The 23,556-nt window shown below is 58.8% G+C and carries 20 protein-coding genes and 1 pseudogene; 3 read left to right on the top strand and 18 right to left on the bottom strand.

Going from position 1 to position 23,556, the window contains the following annotated elements:
* The first annotated feature begins 9 nt into the window (after positions 1-9).
* Positions 10-768, top strand: a complete 759-nt coding sequence (tam, locus tag GNG27_RS11390; RefSeq protein WP_156263738.1) for a trans-aconitate 2-methyltransferase — start codon at positions 10-12, stop codon at positions 766-768.
* Here tam and GNG27_RS11385 read toward each other — a convergent pair whose 3' ends face one another.
* The 14 genes and pseudogenes from GNG27_RS11385 to sad form a co-directional block, all read right to left on the bottom strand.
* Positions 769-1,959 carry a cytochrome c biogenesis protein/redoxin gene (locus GNG27_RS11385; protein WP_156263737.1) on the bottom strand — a complete coding sequence of 397 codons (1,191 nt, stop codon included), beginning with the start codon at positions 1,957-1,959 and terminating at the stop codon, positions 769-771.
* Positions 1,960-2,208: 249 nt separating this feature from the next.
* On the bottom strand, positions 2,209-3,510 hold the full coding sequence (locus GNG27_RS11380; RefSeq protein WP_156263736.1) for an ATP-binding protein: 1,302 nt from the start codon (positions 3,508-3,510) through the stop codon (positions 2,209-2,211).
* Positions 3,507-4,247 (bottom strand): response regulator, encoded by a 741-nt coding sequence (locus tag GNG27_RS11375; RefSeq protein WP_142489413.1) that lies wholly within the window; start codon positions 4,245-4,247, stop codon positions 3,507-3,509. Before GNG27_RS11375 ends, GNG27_RS11380 begins: the two co-directional genes overlap by 4 nt.
* A 47-nt stretch (positions 4,248-4,294) precedes the next feature.
* Complete coding sequence (locus GNG27_RS11370; protein WP_156263735.1) at positions 4,295-5,290, bottom strand: alpha/beta fold hydrolase; 996 nt, start codon at positions 5,288-5,290, stop codon at positions 4,295-4,297.
* Between the two features lie 132 nt (positions 5,291-5,422).
* The gene (locus GNG27_RS11365; RefSeq protein ID WP_142489411.1) at positions 5,423-6,337 is read right to left on the bottom strand and encodes a bestrophin family protein; all 915 of its coding nucleotides are present in this window, start codon (positions 6,335-6,337) and stop codon (positions 5,423-5,425) included.
* Positions 6,338-6,567: 230 nt separating this feature from the next.
* Positions 6,568-8,019, bottom strand: coding sequence for a tagaturonate reductase (locus GNG27_RS11360; RefSeq protein ID WP_156263734.1), 1,452 nt, complete (start codon positions 8,017-8,019; stop codon positions 6,568-6,570).
* Positions 8,020-8,137: 118 nt separating this feature from the next.
* A complete protein-coding gene (locus GNG27_RS11355) occupies positions 8,138-8,665 on the bottom strand; it encodes a GNAT family N-acetyltransferase (RefSeq protein WP_156263733.1) in 528 nt (175 codons plus the stop codon).
* A gap of 81 nt (positions 8,666-8,746) precedes the next feature.
* Positions 8,747-9,712 carry a sensor domain-containing diguanylate cyclase gene (locus GNG27_RS11350; protein WP_156263732.1) on the bottom strand — a complete coding sequence of 322 codons (966 nt, stop codon included), beginning with the start codon at positions 9,710-9,712 and terminating at the stop codon, positions 8,747-8,749.
* Between the two features lie 52 nt (positions 9,713-9,764).
* Positions 9,765-10,756, bottom strand: a pseudogene (locus GNG27_RS11345) (diguanylate cyclase).
* A 181-nt stretch (positions 10,757-10,937) separates the two neighbouring features.
* Entirely contained in the window at positions 10,938-12,389 is a 1,452-nt protein-coding gene (locus GNG27_RS11340; protein ID WP_156263731.1) for a GGDEF domain-containing protein, read from the bottom strand.
* A 162-nt stretch (positions 12,390-12,551) separates the two neighbouring features.
* Positions 12,552-13,478, bottom strand: a complete 927-nt coding sequence (gene glsB, locus GNG27_RS11335) for a glutaminase B (protein ID WP_156263730.1) — start codon at positions 13,476-13,478, stop codon at positions 12,552-12,554.
* A gap of 63 nt (positions 13,479-13,541) precedes the next feature.
* On the bottom strand, positions 13,542-15,119 hold the full coding sequence (locus tag GNG27_RS11330; RefSeq protein WP_156263729.1) for a methyl-accepting chemotaxis protein: 1,578 nt from the start codon (positions 15,117-15,119) through the stop codon (positions 13,542-13,544).
* A 120-nt stretch (positions 15,120-15,239) separates the two neighbouring features.
* Positions 15,240-16,316 carry a protein adenylyltransferase Fic gene (gene fic / locus GNG27_RS11325; protein ID WP_156263728.1) on the bottom strand — a complete coding sequence of 359 codons (1,077 nt, stop codon included), beginning with the start codon at positions 16,314-16,316 and terminating at the stop codon, positions 15,240-15,242.
* Between the two features lie 214 nt (positions 16,317-16,530).
* Complete coding sequence (gene sad, locus GNG27_RS11320; RefSeq protein WP_156263727.1) at positions 16,531-17,913, bottom strand: succinate-semialdehyde dehydrogenase; 1,383 nt, start codon at positions 17,911-17,913, stop codon at positions 16,531-16,533.
* 99 nt (positions 17,914-18,012) lie between these two features.
* Here sad and GNG27_RS11315 point away from each other — a divergent pair, with 99 nt between their 5' ends.
* The gene (locus GNG27_RS11315) at positions 18,013-18,891 is read left to right on the top strand and encodes a LysR family transcriptional regulator (protein WP_142489403.1); all 879 of its coding nucleotides are present in this window, start codon (positions 18,013-18,015) and stop codon (positions 18,889-18,891) included.
* Here the strand turns inward: GNG27_RS11315 and GNG27_RS11310 are convergent.
* Positions 18,845-19,327 carry a GNAT family N-acetyltransferase gene (locus GNG27_RS11310; RefSeq protein WP_156263726.1) on the bottom strand — a complete coding sequence of 161 codons (483 nt, stop codon included), beginning with the start codon at positions 19,325-19,327 and terminating at the stop codon, positions 18,845-18,847. The genes GNG27_RS11315 and GNG27_RS11310 overlap by 47 nt on opposite strands.
* A gap of 151 nt (positions 19,328-19,478) precedes the next feature.
* Here GNG27_RS11310 and GNG27_RS11305 point away from each other — a divergent pair, with 151 nt between their 5' ends.
* Positions 19,479-20,423: an L-lactate dehydrogenase gene (locus GNG27_RS11305; protein ID WP_156263725.1), complete on the top strand. Its 945-nt coding sequence runs from the start codon at positions 19,479-19,481 to the stop codon at positions 20,421-20,423.
* 3 nt (positions 20,424-20,426) lie between these two features.
* On the opposite strand, the gene GNG27_RS11300 is transcribed toward GNG27_RS11305, so the two are convergent.
* The 3 genes from GNG27_RS11300 to GNG27_RS11290 are packed head-to-tail and all read right to left on the bottom strand — an operon-like array spanning position 20,427 to position 23,383.
* Positions 20,427-21,188, bottom strand: a complete 762-nt coding sequence (locus tag GNG27_RS11300; RefSeq protein ID WP_142489400.1) for a DeoR/GlpR family DNA-binding transcription regulator — start codon at positions 21,186-21,188, stop codon at positions 20,427-20,429.
* 1 nt (position 21,189) lies between these two features.
* Entirely contained in the window at positions 21,190-22,176 is a 987-nt protein-coding gene (locus tag GNG27_RS11295) for a D-threonate 4-phosphate dehydrogenase (protein WP_142489399.1), read from the bottom strand.
* Positions 22,169-23,383: a four-carbon acid sugar kinase family protein gene (locus GNG27_RS11290; protein ID WP_156265116.1), complete on the bottom strand. Its 1,215-nt coding sequence runs from the start codon at positions 23,381-23,383 to the stop codon at positions 22,169-22,171. Before GNG27_RS11290 ends, GNG27_RS11295 begins: the two co-directional genes overlap by 8 nt.
* Positions 23,384-23,556: the final 173 nt, after the last annotated feature.

Below are 23,556 nucleotides of genomic sequence, written 5' to 3'. Positions count from 1 at the left end.
GATGCCTGCATGACCGACTGGAACCCCGCCCTGTATCTGCAATACGGCGCTGAACGCACCCGCCCCGCCTTAGAACTCCTTTCCCGCATTGCGCTTGACGAGGTTACCGATGTCGTCGATCTGGGCTGCGGGCCGGGCAACAGCACGGCGCTGCTCCAGCAGCGCTGGCCCTCGGCGCGCATCACCGGAGTCGATACCTCGCCCGCGATGCTGGTGGAGGCCAGAGCCGCGCTGCCGGGCTGCCGGTTTATAGAGGCCGATATTCGCCACTATCGCCCGGAACAGGCTCTGAGCGTGATCTACGCCAACGCCTCGTTGCAGTGGGTTGAGAACCATTACGACCTGCTGCCGCATCTGGTTTCGCTGCTGAAGCTGCACGGCGTGCTGGCGATCCAGATGCCGGATAACGATCTGGAGCCGACGCACGTGCTGATGCGGGAGGTGGCCTTTGAACAGGATTATCCGGATCGCGGCCGCGCGGCCCTGGCGGGCGTCCATGCGTATTACGATATTCTGACCGAGGCGGGATGCGAGGTGGACATCTGGCGCACCACCTATTTTCATCAGATGAGTTCGCACCAGGCGATTATTGACTGGGTGAGCGCTACCGGTCTGCGGCCCTGGCTGCGGGATCTGAACGAGAGCGAGCAACAGCGCTATCTGCATCGCTATCATCAGCTGCTGGAAGAGCAGTATCCGCTGCAGGAAAACGGGCAGATACTGCTGGCCTTCCCGCGCCTGTTTATCATTGCCAGACGCGAACCCTGATTACGCCTTCGCCTCTTTCAGCAGCTGCTGGATCACCTGCTCCTGCTTGTCGTTATTCCCCTCCCCGAAAGAGGCGTAGCGCAGCTGGCCTTTGGCATCGAAGAAGTAGTGCGCCGGCCAGTAACGATTGCCGAAGGCCGTCCAGATCTTGTAGTTGTTGTCAGTCACCACCCGGTACGGCAGTTGCCATTTGTTGATGGCCTGCTGCACCGACGCCAGCGGTTTTTCCCACGGATATTCCGGGGTATGGACGCCAATCACCACCAGTCCCTGGGCCTGATATTTATTGGCCCATTCGCGAACGTGCGGCAGCGTATGCTGACAGTTGATGCAGTCCCAGGTCCAGAAGTCAATCAGCACTACCTTACCTTTTAACGACGCCGGGCTGACCGGCTCACCGTTCAGCCATCCGGTTCCGCCTTCCAGCGACGGCATAGCGCTGGTGGTGACGGGCTGCGCCACCGGCTGAAGCCTGGGCTGAGGGGAGCTTTCCGGCACCAGCTGCAACAGCGTTTTCTCCAGCCGGTCGGCTACGCCGTTTGCCCCCTGAAAGACGCTGTTCAGACCGAACGCGGTAAACGCCACCGACATCAGCATCGCAGCCCCCGCCGCTTTTCGCAGCCCGTCCATCAGCCCAGACTTGGTTTTCAGTCGCGCAATCAGCGCCTGCCCGCTAAAGCCGAGCAGCGCGAGCATGACGGCGCAGCCGCTGCCGTACGCTGCCAGCAGGCTACCGGTAGCAATCGGGTTATGGCCTGCGAGACTCAGGCTGAGAATGGCCCCCAGCACCGGCCCGGCGCACGGCGACCACAGCAGCCCGACCGCCAGCCCGGCGAGCACGGCCGAGGCGATGCCCCGGGTGCGGCTGCTCCGGGTATTGATCGCATTGCCGAGACGTAATGCGGGCCCGGCAATGCGCTGCGCAAAGGGCGGGAAGATCAGGGCCAGCGCGGCGAGGCTCAACAACGCCAGCGCAATCCAGCGTCCGACAATCGTAGCGCTGACCACCCAGTCGCTGGCGACGGCGATCAGGCTGGCGACCAGGGTAAACATGATAACCATCCCAAACAGCATGGCGATAAGCTGGCGCTTCTGGCCGCGAAAACCGGCGAACAGCAGCGGGATGACGGGAAGCGTACAGGGGCTGAGCAGGCTGACCATCCCACCTAAAAATGCGATTAAAAGAAACATAACACACCTCACTAAAGCGGTTGGCTGCGACTATTGCAGTGAGGCTATTACAGCGTGGGGAGGTATCTGGCATGTGTGGGCAATTGGGGGTTTTGTCAGGTGGTGTATTCGTTTAGCGCCGGGATACAGTGCGGTACAAATGGCGGGTTGAGTGCGGCCTGACTGCCCGGCGGCGCTACGCTTGCCGGGCCTACAAGGGCAAAGCAAGGGTTTTGTAGGCCGGGTAAGGCGCAGCCGCCACCCGGCAATTCACATCACCGGCAAGGTAATCCGTGCGCAAAGCCCGCCCTCAGGGCGGTTCGCCAGCTGTAACTGGCCGTCAAGCTGGGCGGTCAGCTGGGCGGCAATCGCCAGCCCCAGCCCCGTACCGCCGGTTTCCCGGTTGCGGGAGGATTCCACGCGGTAGAACGGCTGCAACACCGCCGCCAGCTCGTCTCCGGGAATACCCGGGCCGTTATCCTCTACGGCGATCAACACCGTTTTGTCGTGCACCGTCAGCGTCACCTCTGCGGCATCGCCAAACTTCAGGGCATTATCCAGCAGATTGGTCAGGATACGGTGCAGCGCCTGCGGACGGGTAGCAAAAGGCAAGGCGGTGCGGGCGGCAGTAAACTGCACGTTTTTACCGGTATCGGTGTAATCGCAGATCAGGGTATCGATAAAGTTATAGAGATCGACGTTGCGCACCGGCTCGGGCGAAACCCCGGATGAACGGGCGTAGTCGATCCCCTCCCGCACCAGCCGGGTCATGCTGTCCAGATCCTGGGTTAGTTTGTCGCGCAGCTCGGGCTGGTCGGCCATCTCCACCCGCAGCCTCATCCGGGTGATGGGCGTCTGTAAATCATGGGAGATAGCGGCGAGGATCTGCGCCCTCTCCTTCAGCGAGGTCTGGATCCGGGTCTGCATGGCGTTAAAGGCGCGGGCTGCATGCTGCACCTCCAGCGGGCCTTGCTCGGTGAGCATCAGTGGATTGGGGCTGGCGGGCTCAAGGGTATCGACTGCCCGGGTAAAGCGGGTAAAGGGACGCACCACCTGGCGCACCGCCAGCCAGGCGCAGATCGCCACCAGCAGCAGCTGAATAACAAACACCACCGGCAGCCAGCGGGCCACCGGCGGCATCCGGGGGGTGAGATCCAGCGTCAGCGGCGAGCCGTCGCCCAGGGTCAGGTGCGCCTGAATATGCGAAACCGGCCCCGGCACCGCCGTGAAGCGCAGCGGATACCGTGTCTCCAGGCTCTCTGTTATCGTGCGGACCGCATCCCGGGAACGGGCGTCTGCGGGTGGAGCGCCCGGCTCACCCGGGCCCAGCACATAGTGATAGTTATCCCGGTCAAGACGCGGAAGCCACTGCGCCCGCTCACTGGCGGGCAGCCGGTCAAGAATCGCCACGCTGGTGGAGACATCGTCCTGCAGATTACCCAGCATCACGTTACGCACGCTGCTCATGCGCTCGGCCATCACCAGCGCCAGGCTCAGGCCGTTGGCAAGTAGCAAACCCAGCAGGACGATCAGCAGCAGACGATAATGCAGCGAACGCGGCCAAAGCCTCATTCTCTGACCTCAAGAATGCTCACCGGCATCGAAAAGACATAGCCTTCACTGCGCACTGTTTTGATATACCGTGGTGAGCGTACATCCTCATTCAGACGCTGTCGCACGCGGCTGACCAGCAGATCGATGGAGCGTTCGAACAGCTCCGCATCCCGGCCCTGGGTAAAATTCAGCAGCTGATCGCGGGTTAATACGCGCTGGGGATGATCGACAAACACCCGCAGCAAACGGTACTCCGCCCCGCTCAGCGCCACGATGGTGCCGGTGGCATCCAGCAGATGACGGGCGCTGGTGTCGAGCTGCCAGTCGCCGAAGGCGATGATCCGTCCGGCTTCGGTCACCTGCAGGTTGGGCGGCAGCGTGCGAAAGCGGCGCAGTATCGCTTTGATCCGCGCCAGCAGCTCGCGCGCCACAAAGGGTTTGACCACATAATCGTCGGCCCCCATCTCCAGACCCAGAATGCGATCCATGTCGTCGTGGCGCGCGGTCAACATCAGTATCGGCAGATCTTTATGTTGCCCGCTGCGCAGCTGGCGGCACAGGGTGAGTCCGTCGTCACCGGGCATCATGATATCCAGCACCACCAGATCGACCGCCTGTTTATCGAGTACGGCACGCATCTCTTTGCCGTTGGCGGCGCCGGTGGCGCGATAGCCCGACTTCAGCAGATAATCGACGACCAGCTCGCGAATATCCCGGTCGTCATCGACGACAAGTATGTGATCGATTGTCTCCACCCTAAGCTCCTGTTTATCAGCAATTCGCCAAAAATAGCATAGTTGGCTTACAACCGATCCGCATCCACCACCGCCTTGACGAAATCCTGCGGATCTTCCTGCGCCGGATTGTGGCCGATGTTGCCGGTAAAGGTGCGATGCTGATATTTGCCGGTGAATTTCGCGGCATAGGCTTCAGGAGCCGGGTGCGGCGCACCGTTATTGTCGCCTTCGATGGTAATGGTCGGCACGCTGATGGTCGGGCCAGCCGCCAGCTTTTGTTCATAGCTGTCGTAGCGGCGTTCTCCTTTTTCGAGCCCCAGACGCCAGCGGTAGTTGCTGATAGTGACCGCCACGTGATCCGGGTTATCCAGCGCTTTGGCGCTGACGTTAAAAGTGGCGTCGCTGAATTTCCAGCCTGGCGAGGCCAGAGTCCAGATCAGTTTCGCGAAGTCATGGGTGTTGGCGGCATAGCCCTTTTCACCGCGCTCGGTGGCGAAATAGAACTGATACCACCACTGTAACTCGGCCTGCGGCGGCAGCGGTTTTTCCCCTGCCTTCTGATTGCCAATCAGATACCCGCTCACCGAAACCAGCGATTTCACGCGCTCCGGCCACAGTGCCGCCACGATATCCGCCGTTCTGGCCCCCCAGTCGTAACCGGCGAAGACCGCACGTTTGATTTTCAGCGCATCCATCAGGTTAATGACGTCTTTCGCCATGGCCGCCGGCTGACCGTTGCGCGGCGTGGCTGGAGACAGAAAATGCGTCGTCCCGAACCCGCGATTGTACGGCACAATCACCCGGTAGCCTTTTGCCGCAAGCTGAGGGGCAACCTGGGCATAGCTTTGAATGTCGTACGGCCAGCCGTGAAGCAGGATCACCGGTTCGCCGTTTTTCGGCCCGATATCGACATAGCCAATATTCAGATCGCCTGCGTCAATCTGGCGGATCTGGTTAAAAGCGGCGGCATAATCCGTGCCCGCCGCTTCGGCCTGACAGGCGGAAACGGTCGCGAAAGAGAGGGTCAGCGCCAGGGTTGAATAAGCCAGTTTGTTCATCATGGTGGTATCTCCGGGTCAGTAGAATTTACCCGCTTATCTCACCACCCTGATGTATGCCGAATATGTGCAAAATGGCCCGTTTTGCAAGCCGCTGTATCCTGCCCGCGCCCGGATACACTGGGATACAAACGCCTACGTCAGCTGGTAATATTTGTCCGGCAGTTTGCGCGCCGGGATCTGCTGCTCATCGTTCATCTGCAGCAGATCAATCTCCATCGCGTTGCAGATGGCATCCAGCGGTAAATCGTTATTTTCGGTGCCGAAGGGCTCCTCCAGCTCTTCCGCCAGGGTATCCAGCGAGATAAAGGTGTAGGAGATCAGCACCGACACGAACGGCGTCATGTAGTGCAGATCGCTGACCAGCGCAAACGGCAGCATGATGCAGAACAGGTAGACGGTGCGGTGCAGGATCAGGGTGTAGGCAAAAGGCACCGGGGTGTTGGCGATACGCTCGCAGCCGGCCAGCACGGTCGACATATCATTCAGACGAATATTCAGGCTGTGAAACAGGATATCCGACAGCTCCCCTTTCCGGCGTCTTACCGCCAGCCATTCGCCCATGATCAGCAGAATGCGGTTAGCGGGCGAGCTGGAATCCATCGCCACGCGCAGGTTTTCCTCGGAAAGATATGCCGAAAGCTGGTCGGCCTGGGGCTGTCTGCGCAGGGTCATGCGCAGACAATGGGCAAACGCAATCTGCAGGCGGACAAACTCGCCAAGCGCGGGGTCGTCCGGCAGCGTGTTTTTGACTTCGCGGAACAGCGAGCGCGACGCAATCATCAGCTGGCCCCACAGCTGCCGCGCTTCGACATAGCGTGCGTAGCAGGCGTTATTGCGGAACCCAAGGAAGATCGCGATGGCGACCCCGAGAATACTGAACGGCGCTACCGTCAGACGAATGCCCAGCGAGGTGTACCAGGGCAACATCAGGATCACGACGATAGAGAGCAAAAAGTTTAGAAACAGGCGGGAAAAGATTTTGGTTAGCACGGAACCGTGCCAGACAAAAATCAGACGCAACCAGTGCTGTTGAGGTCGAACAATCATAGTCAGCTTCATCGGGAAAAAAGAGCGGTGACTATTAAACGTGATCGTCGTCACGGTTGCAAGTATGTTAAAAAATGATGACGTTATTGCGAGGCGAAAGGCAGACCGCACGGTGTTGAGGAGGCGGTAACAGGAATAACTTAAAGTATGTTGTAACTAACATGGGTGAGGAGTCAATAACGGTGCGGTGTTTTTCCCCTCACCCTGAGGATGAGGGGAAGTTCAGCGGATTAGCAGAGCGGTTTTACCGCTTCACGCATCCCTTTCTGCAGAATCGCATCCAGATCCTGCGTAACCAGATCCATCAGGCCAGTAACCTGAGTCAGATCCTGCTCCCAGTGCTCGCTGACGCTCAGTACCGCGCTCACCAGCTCGCGGGTTGTGATCTGTCGATCGTGATGCTGGGTCCACAGCTGCTGGAAGCGGGTGATCCAGTGGGCATCGTCCTGCACCGGGTAGCTTTCACCGTTACGTTCCGCACGGTAGAAGGCAATCAGCGCCGCCAGGGCAAACGTCAGACGCGCCGGGAGTTTGCCGCTGGCCTGCTGCCCTGCCAGAAGCTGCGGCAGAATACGCGTGCGGTACTTGGTCATGCCGTTGAGCGCAATCGACAGCAGCTGATGTTTGATATACGGGTTGCGGAAGCGGCCCGTGACTGCACTGGCGAAGGAGGCCAGCTCATCACGCGGCAGATCGAGCACCGGAATAATCTCTTCATGGATGGCTTTTTCGACAAAGGCGCAGATCCCGGTATCGTTCATCGCCTCACCCACGGTATCCAGCCCGGCCTGGAAGGCCACCGGCACCAGGGCGGTATGCGCGCCGTTGAGGATCGCCACTTTACGCTCTTTGTACGGTTTGATGTCATCAACAATCAGCACGTTCAGCGCCAGCTTGTCGAGACGCAGCTCCTGCGCCAGCGATTTTGGCCCCTGGATCACAAACAGGTAGAAGTGTTCGGCGGTATCGAGGAAGGCATCATGATAGCCGAGAGAAGCTTCAAGCTGGGCCACTTCATCACGCGGATAACCGGTGACGATACGGTCAACCAGGGTTGAGCAGAAGCTGTTAGCGTCGTTCAGCCACTGGATAAAGGCCGCAGGCAGCGCCCACTCCCGGGCATAACGCAGCACCAGCTCGCGCAGGGCGTCACCGTTATAGTCAATCAGTTCGCAGGGGACGATCACCCAACCTTTATCGGCAGCACCGTTGAAATGGCTGAAACGCTCGAACAGGAGACGCGTCAGTTTCGCCGGATAGCTGACCGCAGGCGCATCCTCGAACTTATCCCCGGCGTGATAGCTGATGCCCGCTTCCGTGGTGTTGGAGAAGACAAAGCGTATCTCCGGGTTGTGGGCCAGCTTCAGGAATTCATCGTACTGGTCGTAAACGCTGATTTCGCGGTTCACCGAGCGGATCAGACGCGCGTCGCTCACCGCTTCGCCCTGCTCGTTCAGGCCACGGATGATGGTGGTGTAGAGGCCGTCCTGAGTGCTCAGTGAAGGCGGGAAATCGCTTTTGATTGGGCGGACAATCGCAATACCGGCGTTCAGGTCGGTATGTTCATTGAGCAGGTCAATCTGCCAGTCAATAAACGCGCGCAGGAAGTTGCCCTCACCAAACTGGATGATACGTTCAGGATAGAGAGCACCGGGGAAATCACGACGGTTCAGTGTGTTCACAATGGGGTCCTTGTAATGATTAGTCATACAGCCTGATAAGATTGGTACGATAACTTATCAAAACTTAACGACCACGAACCCCTGTTTTGATCAAATACGGTGTGAATTGTGACAGGATTTATAAGAATTTGTAGAACACCGAGGTGGCCGTCATCTCACCGTCCGGCATCAGGGCATAGCGCGGGATCTCCCCCACTTTCTGCCAGCCCGTCCGCTGATAGAAGGTCTCCGCCCCGCTGCCGGTTGACGTGTCCAGCACCAGCACCGTTTTACCTTTATCGCGGGCCACGTTTTCCAGGGCCTGCATCAATCGTCCGGCATCGCCGTTGCGGCGTGCGTTCTGGTGAACCAGCAGTTTGGCAACGTCCGCCCGGTGCGGCTGGTTGTCGGGCTGATCGGTGATTAGCTGCACGGTGCCGGTAAGTTCGCCCTCTGTGTTAGTCGACACCAGCACGGTACGTTCACCCCGACCGACGCTGTCGGCTACGCCGCGCCAGAACGCGCCAGCCTGCTCATGGCTGTAAGGCAACATAAAGCTTACCGACGCGCCGCCGGTCACACAGCTGTGCAGGATCTCCGCTAACCGGGGAAGGTGCGCTAGAATATCGTCACGGGATAAGATCTGAATAGCGGGTGATGTCATCATTATTCTCCTTTTTATCAACGGCATCACCATGCGCTTTACATTTTCGTAACACAAGAGCGACTATCAGAGGATTTTCTTATCTCAGCAGCCGGTACCGCGCTGCTGTTTCATGGAGTACATCATCTCATCGGCGGTCTTCAGCCAGCCCTCCAGATCGTCGCGATCGTGGTTGAACTCGCTCACTCCCCAGGAGAATGAAAGCGACCACGGATATTCGGCGTGCTCATTCCACACCGCAGCCTGTTCGGTGAGAAACTGCATGGCGACCCATGCGCCCTTTTCGTCGCTGTTGGCAAAGAGGATCGCGAACTCATCTCCGCCGTAACGCGCCAGCACGTCGGCTTCGCGGAAGGTGGAACTCAGCAGACTTGCCATTGCCTTCAGGGCGTTATCGCCGTCGGCGCGGCCAAAGCGAGCGTTGATCTGTTTAAAACGGTCGAGATCCAGCCAGGCGAGGGTCAGCGGCTCTGCCCGTCGGCGCGCGGCGCGAATGGCGTAGGTGGCGAGGTGATGAAATCCCCGGCGGTTATACAGCCCGGTCAGGTCGTCGATGATGCTGGCGCAGATCGCGGCGAACTCCACCTCAACCAGCGCAGCCAGATCGGCCAGCGCCTCAACGTCAGAAGTTGAAAACTGCCGCGGCTGATGATCGATAATGCACAGCGACCCCACCGTGGCACCATTGGGCAGATGCAGCGGATAACCGGCATAAAAGCGGACAGGATCGTCGTCGGTAGCCAGTGGATTATCGGCAAAACGCGCATCGTCCAGGGTGTCGGGTACCACCAGCGGCGTGTCACTGAGCACGGTATGGCCACAAAAGGAGAGATTTCGCGGCAGATTCGTCGGGTCCGCGCCATCTGCGGATTTGACCACCACCACATGCTCGTCAACCAGATTTATCATCGCCACCGGCACGGCAAACAGGCGTTTTGCCAGCCGGGTCAGCCGGTCATAGGACGGGTGATTTTCGATCTCCAGCAGCCCGGATTCGCGCAAGGCGCTGAGACGCTCCACTTCATTGTTGGGTCGTGAGGGTGATTTCATACGGGGCTCCGGACGTCAGGCTTTTTAAAAGCTTAGTGCATCCTGACCCCGGTTAGTGAGCAAAGATGCGGTTTTTCCCTTCACGTTTCGCCTGGTACAGGGCGGTGTCGGCTGCCTGTAACCAGTCTGTAACATTTCCCATCTCCCGGGTGGCAATGGCAATGCCAATACTCATCGTGCAATGGACCGCCTCTTCCGCCACGTCATCGATCACGGCGGCGGCATCCATAATCCGGGTCGCGACAAGATGCGCCTCGTCAAGCGTAGTATCCGGAAGCAGAATCACAAACTCGTCCCCGCCCAGCCGCGCGGGGGTATCGCTCTGGCGGGTAGCGATATGCAATATTTGTGACACTGTCACCAGGAGCATATCCCCTACCTTATGTCCGAAGCGATCGTTAACCTCTTTGAAGTTATCGATATCGATGAACATCAGCGCCGACTCGCGACAGGTCTGCCGCAGCTTATGTAACTCATGATCGATACGCTTCTCGAGCAGGCGCCGGTTGGCAATGTCGAGCAGCGGATCCATCATCGCAATGCGTTCCAGCTCGCGGGATTTAAAGCGCAGCCGCATGGCGATACTGTTGGTGAGCACGCTCAGCGCCACGGTGTAGATACCGATCAGCGGCAGCGTCGCGTACATCGTACGCTGCGACACCCAGGGGATCACCGCCATCCCCTGCGTCAGCCAGCTGGCCATAAAACCGCCAGCATCACCGCACCGGCTTTTTTCATCAGCGGGAAACCGCCCGCTGCCAGCCGGTCGGCCATTAAGATAGTGGCAATGGTGATCGAGGGTAGCGGATTCGCCGCCATCATGGCGATCCAGAAACCGCCCGCCCCGGCATCCAGCACCAGGTTCTGGTGTTCCGTACTGAGCGGCGTTGCGGATCGTCGCGCACGCCAGAAGGCCAGCGTCGGCCAGATAAAGGCGTTGATCCCCAGCAGACCCATAAGCCAGGGTGAACGTTGCTGCTCCACCAGGGCTGAAAGAATGGGAAAAAAGCAGAGAAATGTTCCAAGCACTCGCATCAGAAACATGCGTTTGATAAACCGACTGCCAGGCACGCAAGGGGGTTTACTGAGTCTGTCAGTTCCGTTCATCACACGAATTTTCCGATATAATCACCCTATTATATTATTGACGGATAAAATACGTATCAAGGCATTTATCAGTTTTGTGAATATATGGTAGGTGCCCTTTCACCGCGCAGGCAAACGATTACAGCTGTTCCGATGGCGCAGGGTTTTGAGCGGCAGTGGTTCGCTCTGTCATTCGCGCGCTGGTACGATTTCGCCCTGCTTTTTTCGAGCGATACAGATAATCATCCGCTTCGCTCATCAGGCGATTAAAAACGTCCGTTAGCTGCCGCGACTCCGCTTTTCCGCTGCCCAGACCGATACTGACGGTCAAAAACAGCGCCTGCCCGCGCCAGTTGAACGGATGTTGTTCAATGGTGGAGCGAATACGCTCCGCCAGGGCATAGCCCTGCTGCGCCGACGCGGTGTTCACCACCACGGCAAACTCTTCGCCGCCCATTCGCGCCACCCGTCCCTCGCTCCCTACCGTCTCCTGCACTTTGCGCGCAAAGGCCGCCAACACGGTATCCCCGCACTCATGACCGAAGTTGTCATTAATGCTTTTGAAATAGTCGATATCCAGCAGCATCACGGTCAGCAGCGGGCTTTTACGCATCCCCTCGTCGCTCTTCAGCGCCTCGTACAGCCCTGAACGGGAGTAAACCTGGGTTAAAAAATCATAATCGGCACGCAGGGAGACCTGGCGGATCAGGGAGTTGATCGCCGCCATGCTGACCGACACCATGATCGGGCAGATTGCCATGGTGGCTATCCCCAGGCGCGCCGAGAACATCATCGGGGTGGTGAGCGGTGTGGTCGCCACGATGGTAATGACGGAGTTGGCGACCAGTGTGATCTCCACCGCCCCGGTGACAAAGGTCAGCAGGCAGGTTGCCGGCAGTGAATAGCGCACCGCACACCAGATCAGCGCCGGCATCGGAAACGCCAGCGCACCGGCCCCGCCAATCGCCACCGAGGCCACGACAGAAATAACCAGTAACACCACCGGCATCAAATGCGTGGCACGCAGGGCCCGGTTGAACGCGGGCCAGGTGATGGTCAGCAGACAGGGAACGATCAACACCCCGGTTGAAAACTGCTCACTAAACCAGTCGGCGACCAGCGGCCAGAAGGTGCGATTGTCCAACCCGACTGACGACAGCGCCCCGACCAGGGCGCACAGTAGCGCGGCCAGCAGGCAATAGTTAAACAGCCGCAGGGCATTGACCGGATCCGGGGTACTGTTTTTCAGCCGCCTGTCGCGCTGAACCAGCAGCGCAACGGTGACAATAAACATCATATTCGAGAGGTTAATGCCCAGCGAGGTGATACCCCAGTTGGTGGTGATAAGGTCGTACAGCAGCATGGCAATGTACGATATCGCATAGTAGTGCAGCCGGTTGAGGTAAGCATAACGGGCAAACACCCCCGCCATTACCCCATTCAGCGGCCAGAACATCGACAGGGACTCCACCAGACGTAGCTGCGCGCCAATAAAATAGAACAGCGTGGTCAGGGCAAATATTCCCGCCGCATTACGCATGGCGCTTTGCGGCTGAAAAAGCGCGAAAGTTCTGGTGGAGGCAGAAGACATGCAATATCAATCCATAGGGTTGCTTTTAACAATGATTTATCACCCGCGCGGGTGAATGTTAAAAGTTTGGGATTAATGTATATCACATTAGGGGTAATACGATCACCACTCCGTTAACGGGGTTTAACGATGTGGCAATAAATACACCGACACAGGATCCCGTTAATAGACCGAACGACCCAGCTTCTGGCTCAGGCGCTCCAGCACCGCGACGCCCGCCAGCGAGTTCCCCGTCTCGTCCAGTTCCGGGCTCCAGACCGCAATCGCCATTTCGTGCGGCACAATCGCCACCACGCCACCGCCGACCCCTGATTTGGCAGGCAGCCCCACCCGCCAGGCGAACTCCCCGGCGTTCTGATACATCCCGCTGGTCGCCATCAGGGCATTCACCTGCCGGGCCTGCATTGAGGTGACCACGGGCTCAGACAGATGCGGCGCTTGACCCTGCGCGGCCAGAAACAGAAAGGTGTCAGCCAGTTCAACACAGTTCATCTTCAGGGCGCAGTAGTGGAAGTAGTTTTGCAGGACCGTCGGCACATCGTTATGGAAATTGCCGAACGATTTCATCAGCCAGGCAATGGCCGCATTGCGCGCCGAGTGTTCGAATTCAGACCGGGCGACCGCCGCATCGTAGGCAATATCGCTGACCCCGGAGAGCTGGCGCACAATCTCCAGCATCCGCTGACGGGGCGCGCTAAGACGACTTTGCAGCATATCGCACACCACCAGCGCCCCGGCGTTGATAAAGGGATTGCGCGGTTTGCCCTGTTCGATCTCCAGCTGCAGGAGGGAGTTAAACGGCTGACCGGAGGGATCTTTCCCCACCCGCTGCCAGATCTCCTCCTCGTCATACTGGCGCATGGCCGCCACCAGGCTGAGCACTTTCGAGATCGACTGAATGGAAAAACGCTCGGTGGCATCCCCGGCCTGGAAGCGCTGGCCGTCAACGGTACGGATGGCAATCCCGAGCTTGTTGCCGTTGACCGAGGCCAGCGCCGGGATGTAATCGGCCACCTTGCCCTGACCCAGTAAGGGACGTACTTGCGCCAGAATGGCTTCCAGCATCTGATTATTGATGTTCGCAGCCATCGGTTGCTCCTTGCTCACAGGCCAAAAACGGCCTGCGAGTATAACAGAGGCTGATGGATGACGTCAGGCCGGAAGTCGGAACCGCGATACCGCCTGTAACAGCAGGCCGGATTCATCATGCAGCCGTTGCGAGGCTTCGGAGGCGGTGTTCACCAGGATATCGGTCTGGTGCGCCACCTGATTCAGCGCCTGCAGCTGGCCGGTCATCCGGTGAATGCTCTCCCCCTGGCTGAGGGTGGCGACCGAGATCTCATTCAGCAAACTACAGAGGTTGCCGACCAGGCCGATGACCTGCTGCAGGTTATCTTCAAGTCGGGTTACCGCTTTCGAGCCATCTTCGATGCCTTGCAACGAGTGGTTAATCAGCTGCTGGATGGTCTGCGTCGAGTGGCTGCTTTTGCGCGCCAGCAGCCCTACTTCCCGCGCCACCACGGCAAAACCGCGCCCCTGATTCCCGGCATGCGCCGCCTCGATGGCCGCGTTCAGCGCCAGAATATTGGTCTGAAACGCCACGTTATCGATGATTGCCACAATGCCGCGCATCTCGGCAGATCGCTCCACGATCGCCGCCATCGAGGCATTCACCGTCTCCATCATTCGATCCCCGCCTGCCGCCATCGCCCGCGCCTCGTCCGCCCGCGAGCTTGCAAGCCTGGCGTAGCCGCTGTTGCCCTCGACGTGAGTCTCCAGATCGGCAATGTGTGCAGTGACCTCTTTCAGCTCCTGCGCCTGACGCGCCGACTGGTGATACAGCTTTTGATTTCCCTGCGCCAGCGAGCCGATATTGGTCACCATCGAGGTAGTCGCCTCGCTGACCTGGGTCACCAGCTGCTGCAGGCCCTGCTGGAGGGTGTCGACGCTGTCGCCAAGCTGCGCGATCTCACGGTTGAAACGCTTAACGCCCGGCGGCTGCGCGGACAGATCTCCCGCCGCCAGCATGTTGATATGGGCGATAAGGCGACGCAGCGGCACGATCACCCAGCGCGACATCGCAAACCACACCGCCACGGCGATGGCCAGCAGGACCACCGGAGCCAGTAAGAACAGCAATTGCAGGCTGGAGAGACTGGCGGTCAGCAGTTGACGCCCCTCAGCGGCGCGCTGGGCGCTTGCCTGCTGATAGCGGGCGTAGTTGTCATTAAAGTCCGCCTGAAAAGCCTGGGCGGGTACGGCGAAGAAGGCATCGATCGACTGGCTGTTGACCAGTCCGTCGGCCTGTTCCCGGATGGCATCGAAGAACAGCTGATAGCTGGTGAGCAGGGCCTCATCCCGCGGCGGTTGCATTGCCTGCCACGCCTGCCAGGCCTGCTGAGAATCCCGTAACGCCTGCTGCGCCTCATCCATCAGGCTGTGCCAGCTCCCGTCCGACCCGGTCTCTTTATCCTGCATAAAGTAAACCCCCGCGCGGTTAAGCAGATCGCTCGCCGCCAGCAGCGAGATCCGCGCCTGATCGACCTTCGCCTGTTGCAGGTACGCCATCTGGTTACGCTGTTCATTGCGCTGGGCATCACGCAGCGAGACGGAGAGTAAAACCGAAGAAGAGATTTGCAGTGCGGAAAAGAGCCCGATAATGCAGAAGATCCCCGCCAGCAAACCAAACTGCCGGGGAGTAAAGCGGCGGAAAATTTTGCTTAAGTTCATAATTGTATTCATTAACAATGGCTTAGACGTGGGCGAGTCTACGCAGTGAAAATGACAGAACTATTTCAGGGAGATGACAAGGGACTGTAGGTTAAAAACTCGCTAACCCCTTTTAAAATACTAATGATTTAATTCGAGTAATAATCGGGTATTGATATACAACTTCTCACGCCCAACGTTCATTTCCTCCAGCACACCAATCTCAACTAATTGCTTGAGGTAGGATGAAGCCGTCTGCCGTTTTGCAACGCCAGCCTCTACAAGGTTTTCAATCCGACAATAGGGCTGTGCAAAGAGGGCCCTCACCAGTTCGTGTGTATAAATCTTGGGTAATTCCTTACGTACATAGTCAGTAGTCTCCGCCATCAACGCTCGGACCACTGCGATCTTCTTCGTTGTCCATCTCGCCGTATTCTCTATCGCTTCGAGCATAAAAAGGATCCATGCCTGCCAGTCCCCATTCGCAGTCACACTACGCAATAAGGTGTAGTAATCGTTACGTCTTTCGAGGATGAAGCGAGACAAATACAGAATGGGTAATGACAACAATCCTGCCTGAATTAAATAGAGGATATTCAGGATCCGTCCCGTTCGTCCATTACCGTCGGGGAAAGGATGAATGCATTCAAACTGATAGTGTGAAATAGCCATTTTGATCAACGGGTCGACATCATCCTCGGCATTGAGGAAGCGCTCCCAGTTAGCCAGGAGATCGCGGATAGTTGTTCCGCCAACTGGCGGCGTATAAACCACCTCCTCGTACTGGTCGCGCAAGACGGTACCCGGCGTCTTACGAATATCGGTTTGTACGGCTCGTAGTGCAGTACAAATTTTTATCGCGGTATTGGTGCACAAGGGATAGCTGCTGAGATGGAGATATCCATCGTATAACGCAGTGCGGTAGCGTAGCGCTTCCTTTGTAGCGGGATCGGCATTTTCGGCACGATCAACGTATTGAAAAAGCCGATCGCTGGTGGTCACAATGTTCTCTATACGGGAAGAGTCTTTTGCTTCCAGCATCGGTAGGATATTAATCAATAAACTTTGATCGGGTATTAACTCACCCGCGGTTTTTAACTCAGCAATCGCTGCGCGCGCACTGATACAGGCTTTGAGTACACTACGGGTTTCAATGCTGTCCAGATCCGGAGGTAACACCGGAAGTTCATTATAAGGTACGACGGGATCCCAGCTCATATGTTTAAAAAAACCGTTTTTATCGACATATGACCATGTTATGTCGATGGTATAAACATGTCACATCAATATGTTTAAAAAAACGCATTTTATCGACACATGTCGCAAATATGCCAAATTGCCCGGCGGCGCTGCGCTTGCACGGGCCTACGGGCTAAGGGGTTCATGTAGGCCGGGTAAGCGCAGCGCCACCCGGCAAAACACCGGCGCTAGATCACACCCGGTCTTTCCACACCGTCTGCGCATTGCAGAACTCATGCAGGCCAAAGTGCGACAGCTCCCGGCCAAAGCCGCTCTTCTTCACACCGCCGAACGCCACGCGGGCATCGCTGGCGCTGTAGCCGTTGATAAATACCCCGCCGCACTCGAGCTGGCGGGCAAAGCGATCCGCCATTGCAGCATCGGCGGTAAACACCGTCGCAGAGAGGCCGAAATCGCTGTCGTTGGCAAGCTGAAGGGCGTGATCGGCATCGGTTGCCACGGTGATGGCCGCCACCGGGCCAAACAGCTCCTGCCGAAACGCGGTCATATTCGGGGTGACGTTACCCAGTACGGTCGGTGCATAGTAGTTCCCTGCCCCCGCCACCTTCTCACCGCCCAGCAGCAGCGTTGCCCCTTCGGCCAGCGTGGCCTGCACCTGCTGATCCAGCTCGTCGCGCAGATCGAAACGCGCCATCGGGCCGAGATAGTTCTCTTCTGCGTCAGGCGCGCCCATTTTCAGCGCCGCGGTCGCCTCCACAAAGCGACGGCTGAACGCATCCGCAATCCCCGCCTCAACGATAAAGCGCTTGGCCGCCGCGCAGACCTGTCCGGTGTTTTGATAGCGTCCAGTCACCGCCGCTTTCACCGCCAGATCCAGATCGGCATCATTCAGGACGATAAAGGGATCGGAGCCGCCCAGTTCAAGCACGCATTTTTTCAGCGCCGCCCCGGCCTGAGCCCCAATCGCCGCCCCGGCGCGCAGGCTACCGGTGACGGTCACCGCCGCAATGCGCGGATCGGCAATCATCTGGCTTACCCCGTCGTTGGTGGCATTCAGCTGACTAAACACCCCCTGGGGGAAACCGGCATCGTTAAAAATCTGTTCGATCAGGTTCGCGGCACCCAGCACGTTCGGGGCGTGTTTCAGCAGATAGCTGTTGCCCGCCAGGATAATCGGCACCGCGCCGCGCAGCACCTGCCATAGCGGGAAGTTCCACGGCATCACCGCCAGCACCGGCCCCAGCGGACGGTATTCGATCACCGCGTCCGCTACCTGCGTCGCCTCGGTATTCAGCATGGCCGGGCCGTGATCGGCATACCAGTCGCAGAGACCGGCGGATTTCGCCACCTCCCCACGCGCCTGGGCGATGGGCTTGCCCATCTCGCGAGTGATCATCCGGGCCATCTCTTCGCCACGGTTGCGCAGCGCGGTGCCCAGGTCACGTAATTTTTGCGCACGCGCCGCCACCGGCACGCTGCGCCACTGACGAAAGGCGGCATCGGTCTGTGCGAGGGCATGTTCAACCTCGGTGGCGGTCGCCCAGGACCACGAACTCAAGGTTTCGCCATTTGCCGGGTTGATGGACAGGGCATGGGTAGCAGAAGGTGTAGTCATGATCGGCTCCGTGTAATAACAGTTGCTACAGTGTGGCCCGTTCTGCTATTTCTTAAAAATGAATAATAGTGACCACCTTATTCACGATATGAGAATGATATGGATCTGACCCAGCTGGAAATGTTTAACGCCGTCGCCCAGACCGGCAGCATCACCCAGGCCGCGCAGAAGGTGCATCGCGTCCCCTCTAACCTCACCACCCGCATCAAACAGCTGGAGGCCGACCTCGGCGTGGAGCTCTTTATCCGCGAGAACCAGCGGCTGCGCCTCTCCCCGGCGGGTCACAATTTTTTGCGCTACAGCCGGCAGATCCTCGCCCTGGTAGATGAAGCCCGGATGGTAGTGGCGGGCGATGAACCCCAGGGGCTGTTTACCCTCGGGTCGCTGGAGAGCACGGCGGCGGTGCGCATCCCGGCCTCGCTGGCGCAGTTTAACCAGCGCTATCCGCGCATTCAGTTTGCGCTGGCGACCGGCCCTTCGGGGACGATGATCGATGGCGTGCTGGAGGGGACGTTAAGCGCAGCCTTTGTCGACGGGCCCTTAACCCACCCGGAGCTGGAGGGGATGCCGGTCTACCGGGAGGAGATGATGCTGGTGGTACCGGCCGGTCAGCCGAAGGTCGAGCGGGCTCTGGCTATTAGCGGACACGATATCTACGCCTTTCGCGCCAACTGTTCCTATCGCCGCCATTTTGAGAGCTGGTTTCATGCGGATCGTGCCACGCCAGGGCGTATTCATGAGATGGAGTCCTATCACGGCATGCTGGCCTGCGTGATCGCCGGCGCCGGGATTGCGCTGATGCCGCGCTCGATGCTGGAAAGTATGCCCGGTCATCAGCAGGTGGAAGCCTGGCCGCTGGCAGAGAACTGGCGCTGGCTCACCACCTGGCTGGTGTGGCGCCGGGGGGCGATGACCCGCCAGCTCGAGGCGTTTATAGCACTGCTAAACGAAGATCAGCCACCAGCGCCTTCTCCATAAACAGGCTCAGGGGATCGGGCGCGTACGGAGGGAATGCCTCGCACAGCTGATAGCCACAGCGCTCATACAAATGAATAGCCGGCAGTTGCCTGATGCCGGTCTCGAGGCGCAGGGTATGACAGCTGCGGCTCAACGCTTCATCTTCCAGCGCCGCCAGCAGTTTTTCACCCAGCCGCTGCCCGCGATGGGTCGGGTCGATCCAGACCCGCTTCATCTCTCCGCTGCCGTCGCCGTTCAGCACGATGGCCCCACAGCCGACGGCGTTGAGCTGGCGATCGCGGATCACCATCATGATCAGGCTGTGTTCCGGCAACCCGGTCAGATCCAGCAGATGATTGCTTTCCGCCGGATAGAGCGTGCTCTGGTAGCTGTCGAGATCGGCAATCAGGTTAGTGATATCCGGATGGGCGGGCGATTCTGAGGTAATGGAATACATGGCAGGCTCCTTTTGTCGTTTTTCTCCACCATAACGCCGCCTGACGAGCGAGCAGGCATATTTTTAACTTATAGCTGCCGCCAGCCATTGCGCCCCCTGCGCCTGCGGCGTAAGTTTGGGCACAGTCACGGTTAAAATCTCAGGAAAAACAATGAACACCAAAGCCCGCAAAGTGATGATTATCGGGGCCGGAAACGTCGGTACCTCCGCCGCCTACGCCCTGCTGAACCAGAATATCTGTGAAGAGCTGCTGCTGGTGGATATCAACCAGCCGCGCAGTGAAGGCCACGCCTGGGATCTGTCGGATGCCGCCGCCTTTATGCCCGGGATGATGACCATCTCCACCCGTGAGGCGAGTGACTGTGCCGATGTGGATATCGCGGTGATCACCGTCTCCGGCGGCGCCCTCAAACCGGGGCAGACGCGGCTGGATGAGCTGACCGCCACCGCCAGCATTGTGAAAAACATTGTGCCGCAGATGATGGCGGGCGGGTTTAACGGCATTTTTCTGATCGCGACCAACCCGTGCGACATCATCACCTGGCAGGTGTGGCAGCTCTCCGGCCTGCCGCGTCAGCAGGTCATTGGTACCGGCGTCTGGCTGGATACTACCCGCCTGCGACGGACCCTGGCGCAGGCGCTGGATATCGGCGCGCAGAGCATCGACGCCTTTATTCTGGGTGAGCACGGGGATACGCAATTCCCGGTCTGGTCGCATTCGGCGGTCTACGGCTCGCCGATTGCTGACGTTTATCAGCGTCACACCGGCAAAACCCTGGATTTTGATGAACTGGCCGAGCGCGTGCGCAAACAGGGCTTTGAGATCTATGCCCGTAAGGGCTGCACGGAGTACGGCATCGCCGCCACCATCGCTGAAATCTGTCGCAATATCTTCACCGGCAGCCACCGGGCGCTGGCGATCTCCTGCATTCTGAAGGGTGAGTATGGGGTGGACGGCGTGGCGATCGGCGTGCCGGCGGTGCTGGCCCAGAGCGGCGTCCAGCAGATCATTGAGCTGAAGCTGGCAGAGGATGAACTGCAAAAATTCCGCCATTCGGCGGAGGTGATCAAAGCCAATATCGCCCGTCTGCCCTGAGCCTTAAGGCGCTAAGGTCAGGGTGGCATCCAGCTGGCTTAGGGTCTGTTGCACCCCTTCGTCCAGCCGTTTGTCGGTGACAATATCGGTCAGGGTGTTGAGGTGAGCCACGTTAAACAGCGACCAGGCGCCATATTTCGAGCTGTCGGCCAGCAGCACCCGGCGGCGGGCGTTGGCGATCAGATCCCGCTTCAGGGCAGCTTTCTCTTCCGTCGGCGAGGTGATGCCGCGCTGCAGATCCCAGCCGTTACAGCTGACAAAGGCGATATCCGGCCAGACATTTTGCAGCAGGCGGCGACCGTGCTCGCCAATGCAGGACTGGCTCGAGTCGTCGATGCGCCCGCCAATGATCGTCACCTCAATCTGCTTAAACTCGGACAGAAACAGGGCGATATGCAGATCGCTGGTGATGACGCGCAGCGGCAGATGGGTCAGCTGGCGCGCGAGTTCAATCATGGTGGTGCCCGCATCGAGCACCACCGCGTCGCCGGCCTTAACAAAGCTGGCTGCCGCGCAGGCGATGGCGTGTTTCTCCGCCAGGCTGCGCTGCATCTTTTCGCTGGTGGTGGGCTGTGAAGGGATGAACCGGTTCAGGGTCACGCCGCCGTGGGTGCGGCTGATAACCCCCTCCTGATCGAGCTTAATCAGATCCCGGCGAATGGTCGCGGGCGAGGCGTCCGTGGCCGCCACCAGCTGATCCACCGTCACCAGGTTGTGCCCTTTCAGGTAGTCCATTATCTGTTCTAACCGGCTATATCCCTTCATATTATTCCCGTGTGATTTGCATCGCTAACTGGATAGAGACCGTCATGCTCTCAGACTTCGCTTTACCTGTCCACGCAATGTCGAACGCGGTGCCATGGTCGGCAGACGTGCGGATAAACGGCAGCCCGGCGGTGATGTTCACCCCGTCGTAAAAGCCGAGTAATTTTAACGGAATATGCCCCTGATCGTGATACATCGCCACTACCATGTCGTACATTCCTTCGTGACACTGCATAAACACCGTATCCGGCGGGCATGGCCCTGACACATTCAGACCCTGGGCCTTCATCGCTTCCACCGCCGGACCGACAATCTTGATCTCTTCGTCGCCAAACAGACCGTTCTCCCCGGCGTGCGGGTTGACCCCGGCCACGGCGATACGCGGATTCTTATACCCCACGCGCTTGAGGAAGGTATCCGCAATGCCAATCACGGTTTTTACCCGATCCTGGTTAAGGGTATCAAGGAATTTGCGCAACGCGATATGGGTAGTGATGTGGATCACCTTCAGCTGGTCGGTATAGAGCACCATCGCGTAATCTTTGCTGTCGGTGAGGTGCGCCAGCAGTTCGGTATGGCCCGGATAGTGATGGCCCGCCAGGTGCAGCGCCTCTTTATTGAGCGGCGCGGTGGCAATGGCTTTCACCTCGCCCGCCATCGCCAGCTCGGTGGCGCGACGCACGCAGCGGTAGGCCAGATCGCCTGCCTGGGCCTGCACCACGCCGGGCTGCAACGCCTCGGGATCCGCCAGCGGCTCGTCCAGCACGTTGATGATGGCCGGGCCGAACTGCGCCTCGCTGACGCGGGTAATCACGCGTAACTCCGCCGGGGCGGTGATGCCCTTCTCCAGCACCCGTTGCAGGGTACGGGCGCAGCCGACCACCACCAACGGCGCGCCGGACAGCTCGCCTCCGGTCAGGGATTTGATAATGATCTCCGGGCCAATGCCCGCCGGGTCGCCCATGGTTACAGCAATGATATTAGTCACTCATCTTCTCCTCGATAAAATGCAAAACCTCAAGCAGCGTGGTTTCAGTACCAAAACCACCCGCTTTGGTCATGACTGGCCCCTGCCAGTCACAACCCAAAAACCGACCAAACGGCACGCACTGCGCCACTTGTCCGCGTATGGCAAATCCTTGCGCGTTGAGCGCGCTGGCGACCGCCATTGCCACGTCGCCCCCGGAGACATACAGCGCCGCCGGGCTATGGCTCTCCAGCACCCTGCGCGTAAGCTCGCCAAGAAACGCGCTGATGGTCTCTCCGAGCGCGGCACGGCTTAACCCGCGCTGCTGACACAGGGTGTCGATCTGATGCCGGGCCTGTGTATCGGCGCAGGTATGCACCACGCAGTGCTGGCCTGCCGCCAGCGCGGCAGCGATTTGCTGCTGATAGCCCGCCAGCGCATCGCTGAACACATCATTGATATCTATAAGTACCCTGCTGACGTTATGCTGAGTGCCCACCCGCTGGATCTGCTGCTGAGCAATCTCACTCATCGAACCGATAACCGCCAGCAGCTGACGCGGCGTCGCCAGACGGCGCGCCAGGGCATCGCACAGCCCGGCGGAGCCCACCAGCAGCGGACGTTCATCGCAGGTAAAGGCCGCACTGATAATCTGATCCAGCTCGTCGTCGCTCTGCGCATCGACAATCACCAGCTGCGCATCACTATGTAGTGCTGGCGTCAGCTGCTGCGGGGTGACGACCACGCTGTTAAGCCGGGTTTGCTCCGCCAGCACCGCCGCAATGTGGGCATGACGCACCGGGGTTTTCGGATCGCTGGCAAATTCGGTCTCTGTGACCGGCACGCCGTTAACCAGGCAGACGCCGTTTCGCGTGGTGCGCCCCGCCGCCGGGAAGGCCGGGGCGATAATGGCCTGACGCTGACCGCTGAGACGCAGCAGCGCCTCCACCTCTGCCCCCGGGTTGCCGCGCAGGGTGGAGTCGATTTTCTTCACCAGCCATTTCGCGGCGTTAATCTCGGCAGCGTAGTGCGTCAGCTTTTCAGCGGCCTCTGATGCCCGAAGCGCACGACTCTCGCTATTAATAACCAGCGCATCGGTGTCGCCGGTAAAGGGAGTCTGAAACGCCACGCTGACTTTTTTACCGCTTAACGCCAGGCTAACCCCCGCGTCGTTCGCACCGGTAAAGTCATCGGCGATCGCCACCACTTCTCTGTTCAGGTTGTTCATTCCATCCCCAAAGGTTCGCATTTCCTGATAATGATTATATTCAATCACGATTGATTATGTGTGAGCAAGATCAAGGTATTCAATTTGCGAATAAATTATAAATTTAGACACACGATGAGTGTGATTGCCGGGTTTGAGCGAAATCAATCACAGACACAGCAACAGGAGAGCAA

This window comes from Leclercia sp. 119287 (assembly GCF_009734485.1).
In the GTDB taxonomy this organism is placed as follows: Bacteria; Pseudomonadota; Gammaproteobacteria; order Enterobacterales; family Enterobacteriaceae; genus Enterobacter; species Enterobacter adecarboxylatus_C.
This window is presented reverse-complemented; position numbering and strand designations above follow the sequence as displayed.

Excerpts from the sequence above, each read along its gene's own strand:
- tam (WP_156263738.1), top strand. The coding sequence starts at position 10 with ATGACCGACTGGAACCCCGCCCTGTATCTGCAATACGGCGCTGAACGC.
- GNG27_RS11385 (WP_156263737.1), bottom strand. The coding sequence starts at position 1,959 with ATGTTTCTTTTAATCGCATTTTTAGGTGGGATGGTCAGCCTGCTCAGC.
- GNG27_RS11380 (WP_156263736.1), bottom strand. The coding sequence starts at position 3,510 with ATGAGGCTTTGGCCGCGTTCGCTGCATTATCGTCTGCTGCTGATCGTC.
- GNG27_RS11370 (WP_156263735.1), bottom strand. The coding sequence starts at position 5,290 with ATGATGAACAAACTGGCTTATTCAACCCTGGCGCTGACCCTCTCTTTC.
- GNG27_RS11365 (WP_142489411.1), bottom strand. The coding sequence starts at position 6,337 with ATGATTGTTCGACCTCAACAGCACTGGTTGCGTCTGATTTTTGTCTGG.
- GNG27_RS11355 (WP_156263733.1), bottom strand. The coding sequence starts at position 8,665 with ATGATGACATCACCCGCTATTCAGATCTTATCCCGTGACGATATTCTA.
- GNG27_RS11350 (WP_156263732.1), bottom strand. The coding sequence starts at position 9,712 with ATGAAATCACCCTCACGACCCAACAATGAAGTGGAGCGTCTCAGCGCC.
- GNG27_RS11340 (WP_156263731.1), bottom strand. The coding sequence starts at position 12,389 with ATGTCTTCTGCCTCCACCAGAACTTTCGCGCTTTTTCAGCCGCAAAGC.
- glsB (WP_156263730.1), bottom strand. The coding sequence starts at position 13,478 with ATGGCTGCGAACATCAATAATCAGATGCTGGAAGCCATTCTGGCGCAA.
- GNG27_RS11330 (WP_156263729.1), bottom strand. The coding sequence starts at position 15,119 with ATGAACTTAAGCAAAATTTTCCGCCGCTTTACTCCCCGGCAGTTTGGT.
- fic (WP_156263728.1), bottom strand. The coding sequence starts at position 16,316 with ATGAGCTGGGATCCCGTCGTACCTTATAATGAACTTCCGGTGTTACCT.
- sad (WP_156263727.1), bottom strand. The coding sequence starts at position 17,913 with ATGACTACACCTTCTGCTACCCATGCCCTGTCCATCAACCCGGCAAAT.
- GNG27_RS11315 (WP_142489403.1), top strand. The coding sequence starts at position 18,013 with ATGGATCTGACCCAGCTGGAAATGTTTAACGCCGTCGCCCAGACCGGC.
- GNG27_RS11310 (WP_156263726.1), bottom strand. The coding sequence starts at position 19,327 with ATGTATTCCATTACCTCAGAATCGCCCGCCCATCCGGATATCACTAAC.
- GNG27_RS11305 (WP_156263725.1), top strand. The coding sequence starts at position 19,479 with ATGAACACCAAAGCCCGCAAAGTGATGATTATCGGGGCCGGAAACGTC.
- GNG27_RS11300 (WP_142489400.1), bottom strand. The coding sequence starts at position 21,188 with ATGAAGGGATATAGCCGGTTAGAACAGATAATGGACTACCTGAAAGGG.
- GNG27_RS11290 (WP_156265116.1), bottom strand. The coding sequence starts at position 23,383 with ATGAACAACCTGAACAGAGAAGTGGTGGCGATCGCCGATGACTTTACC.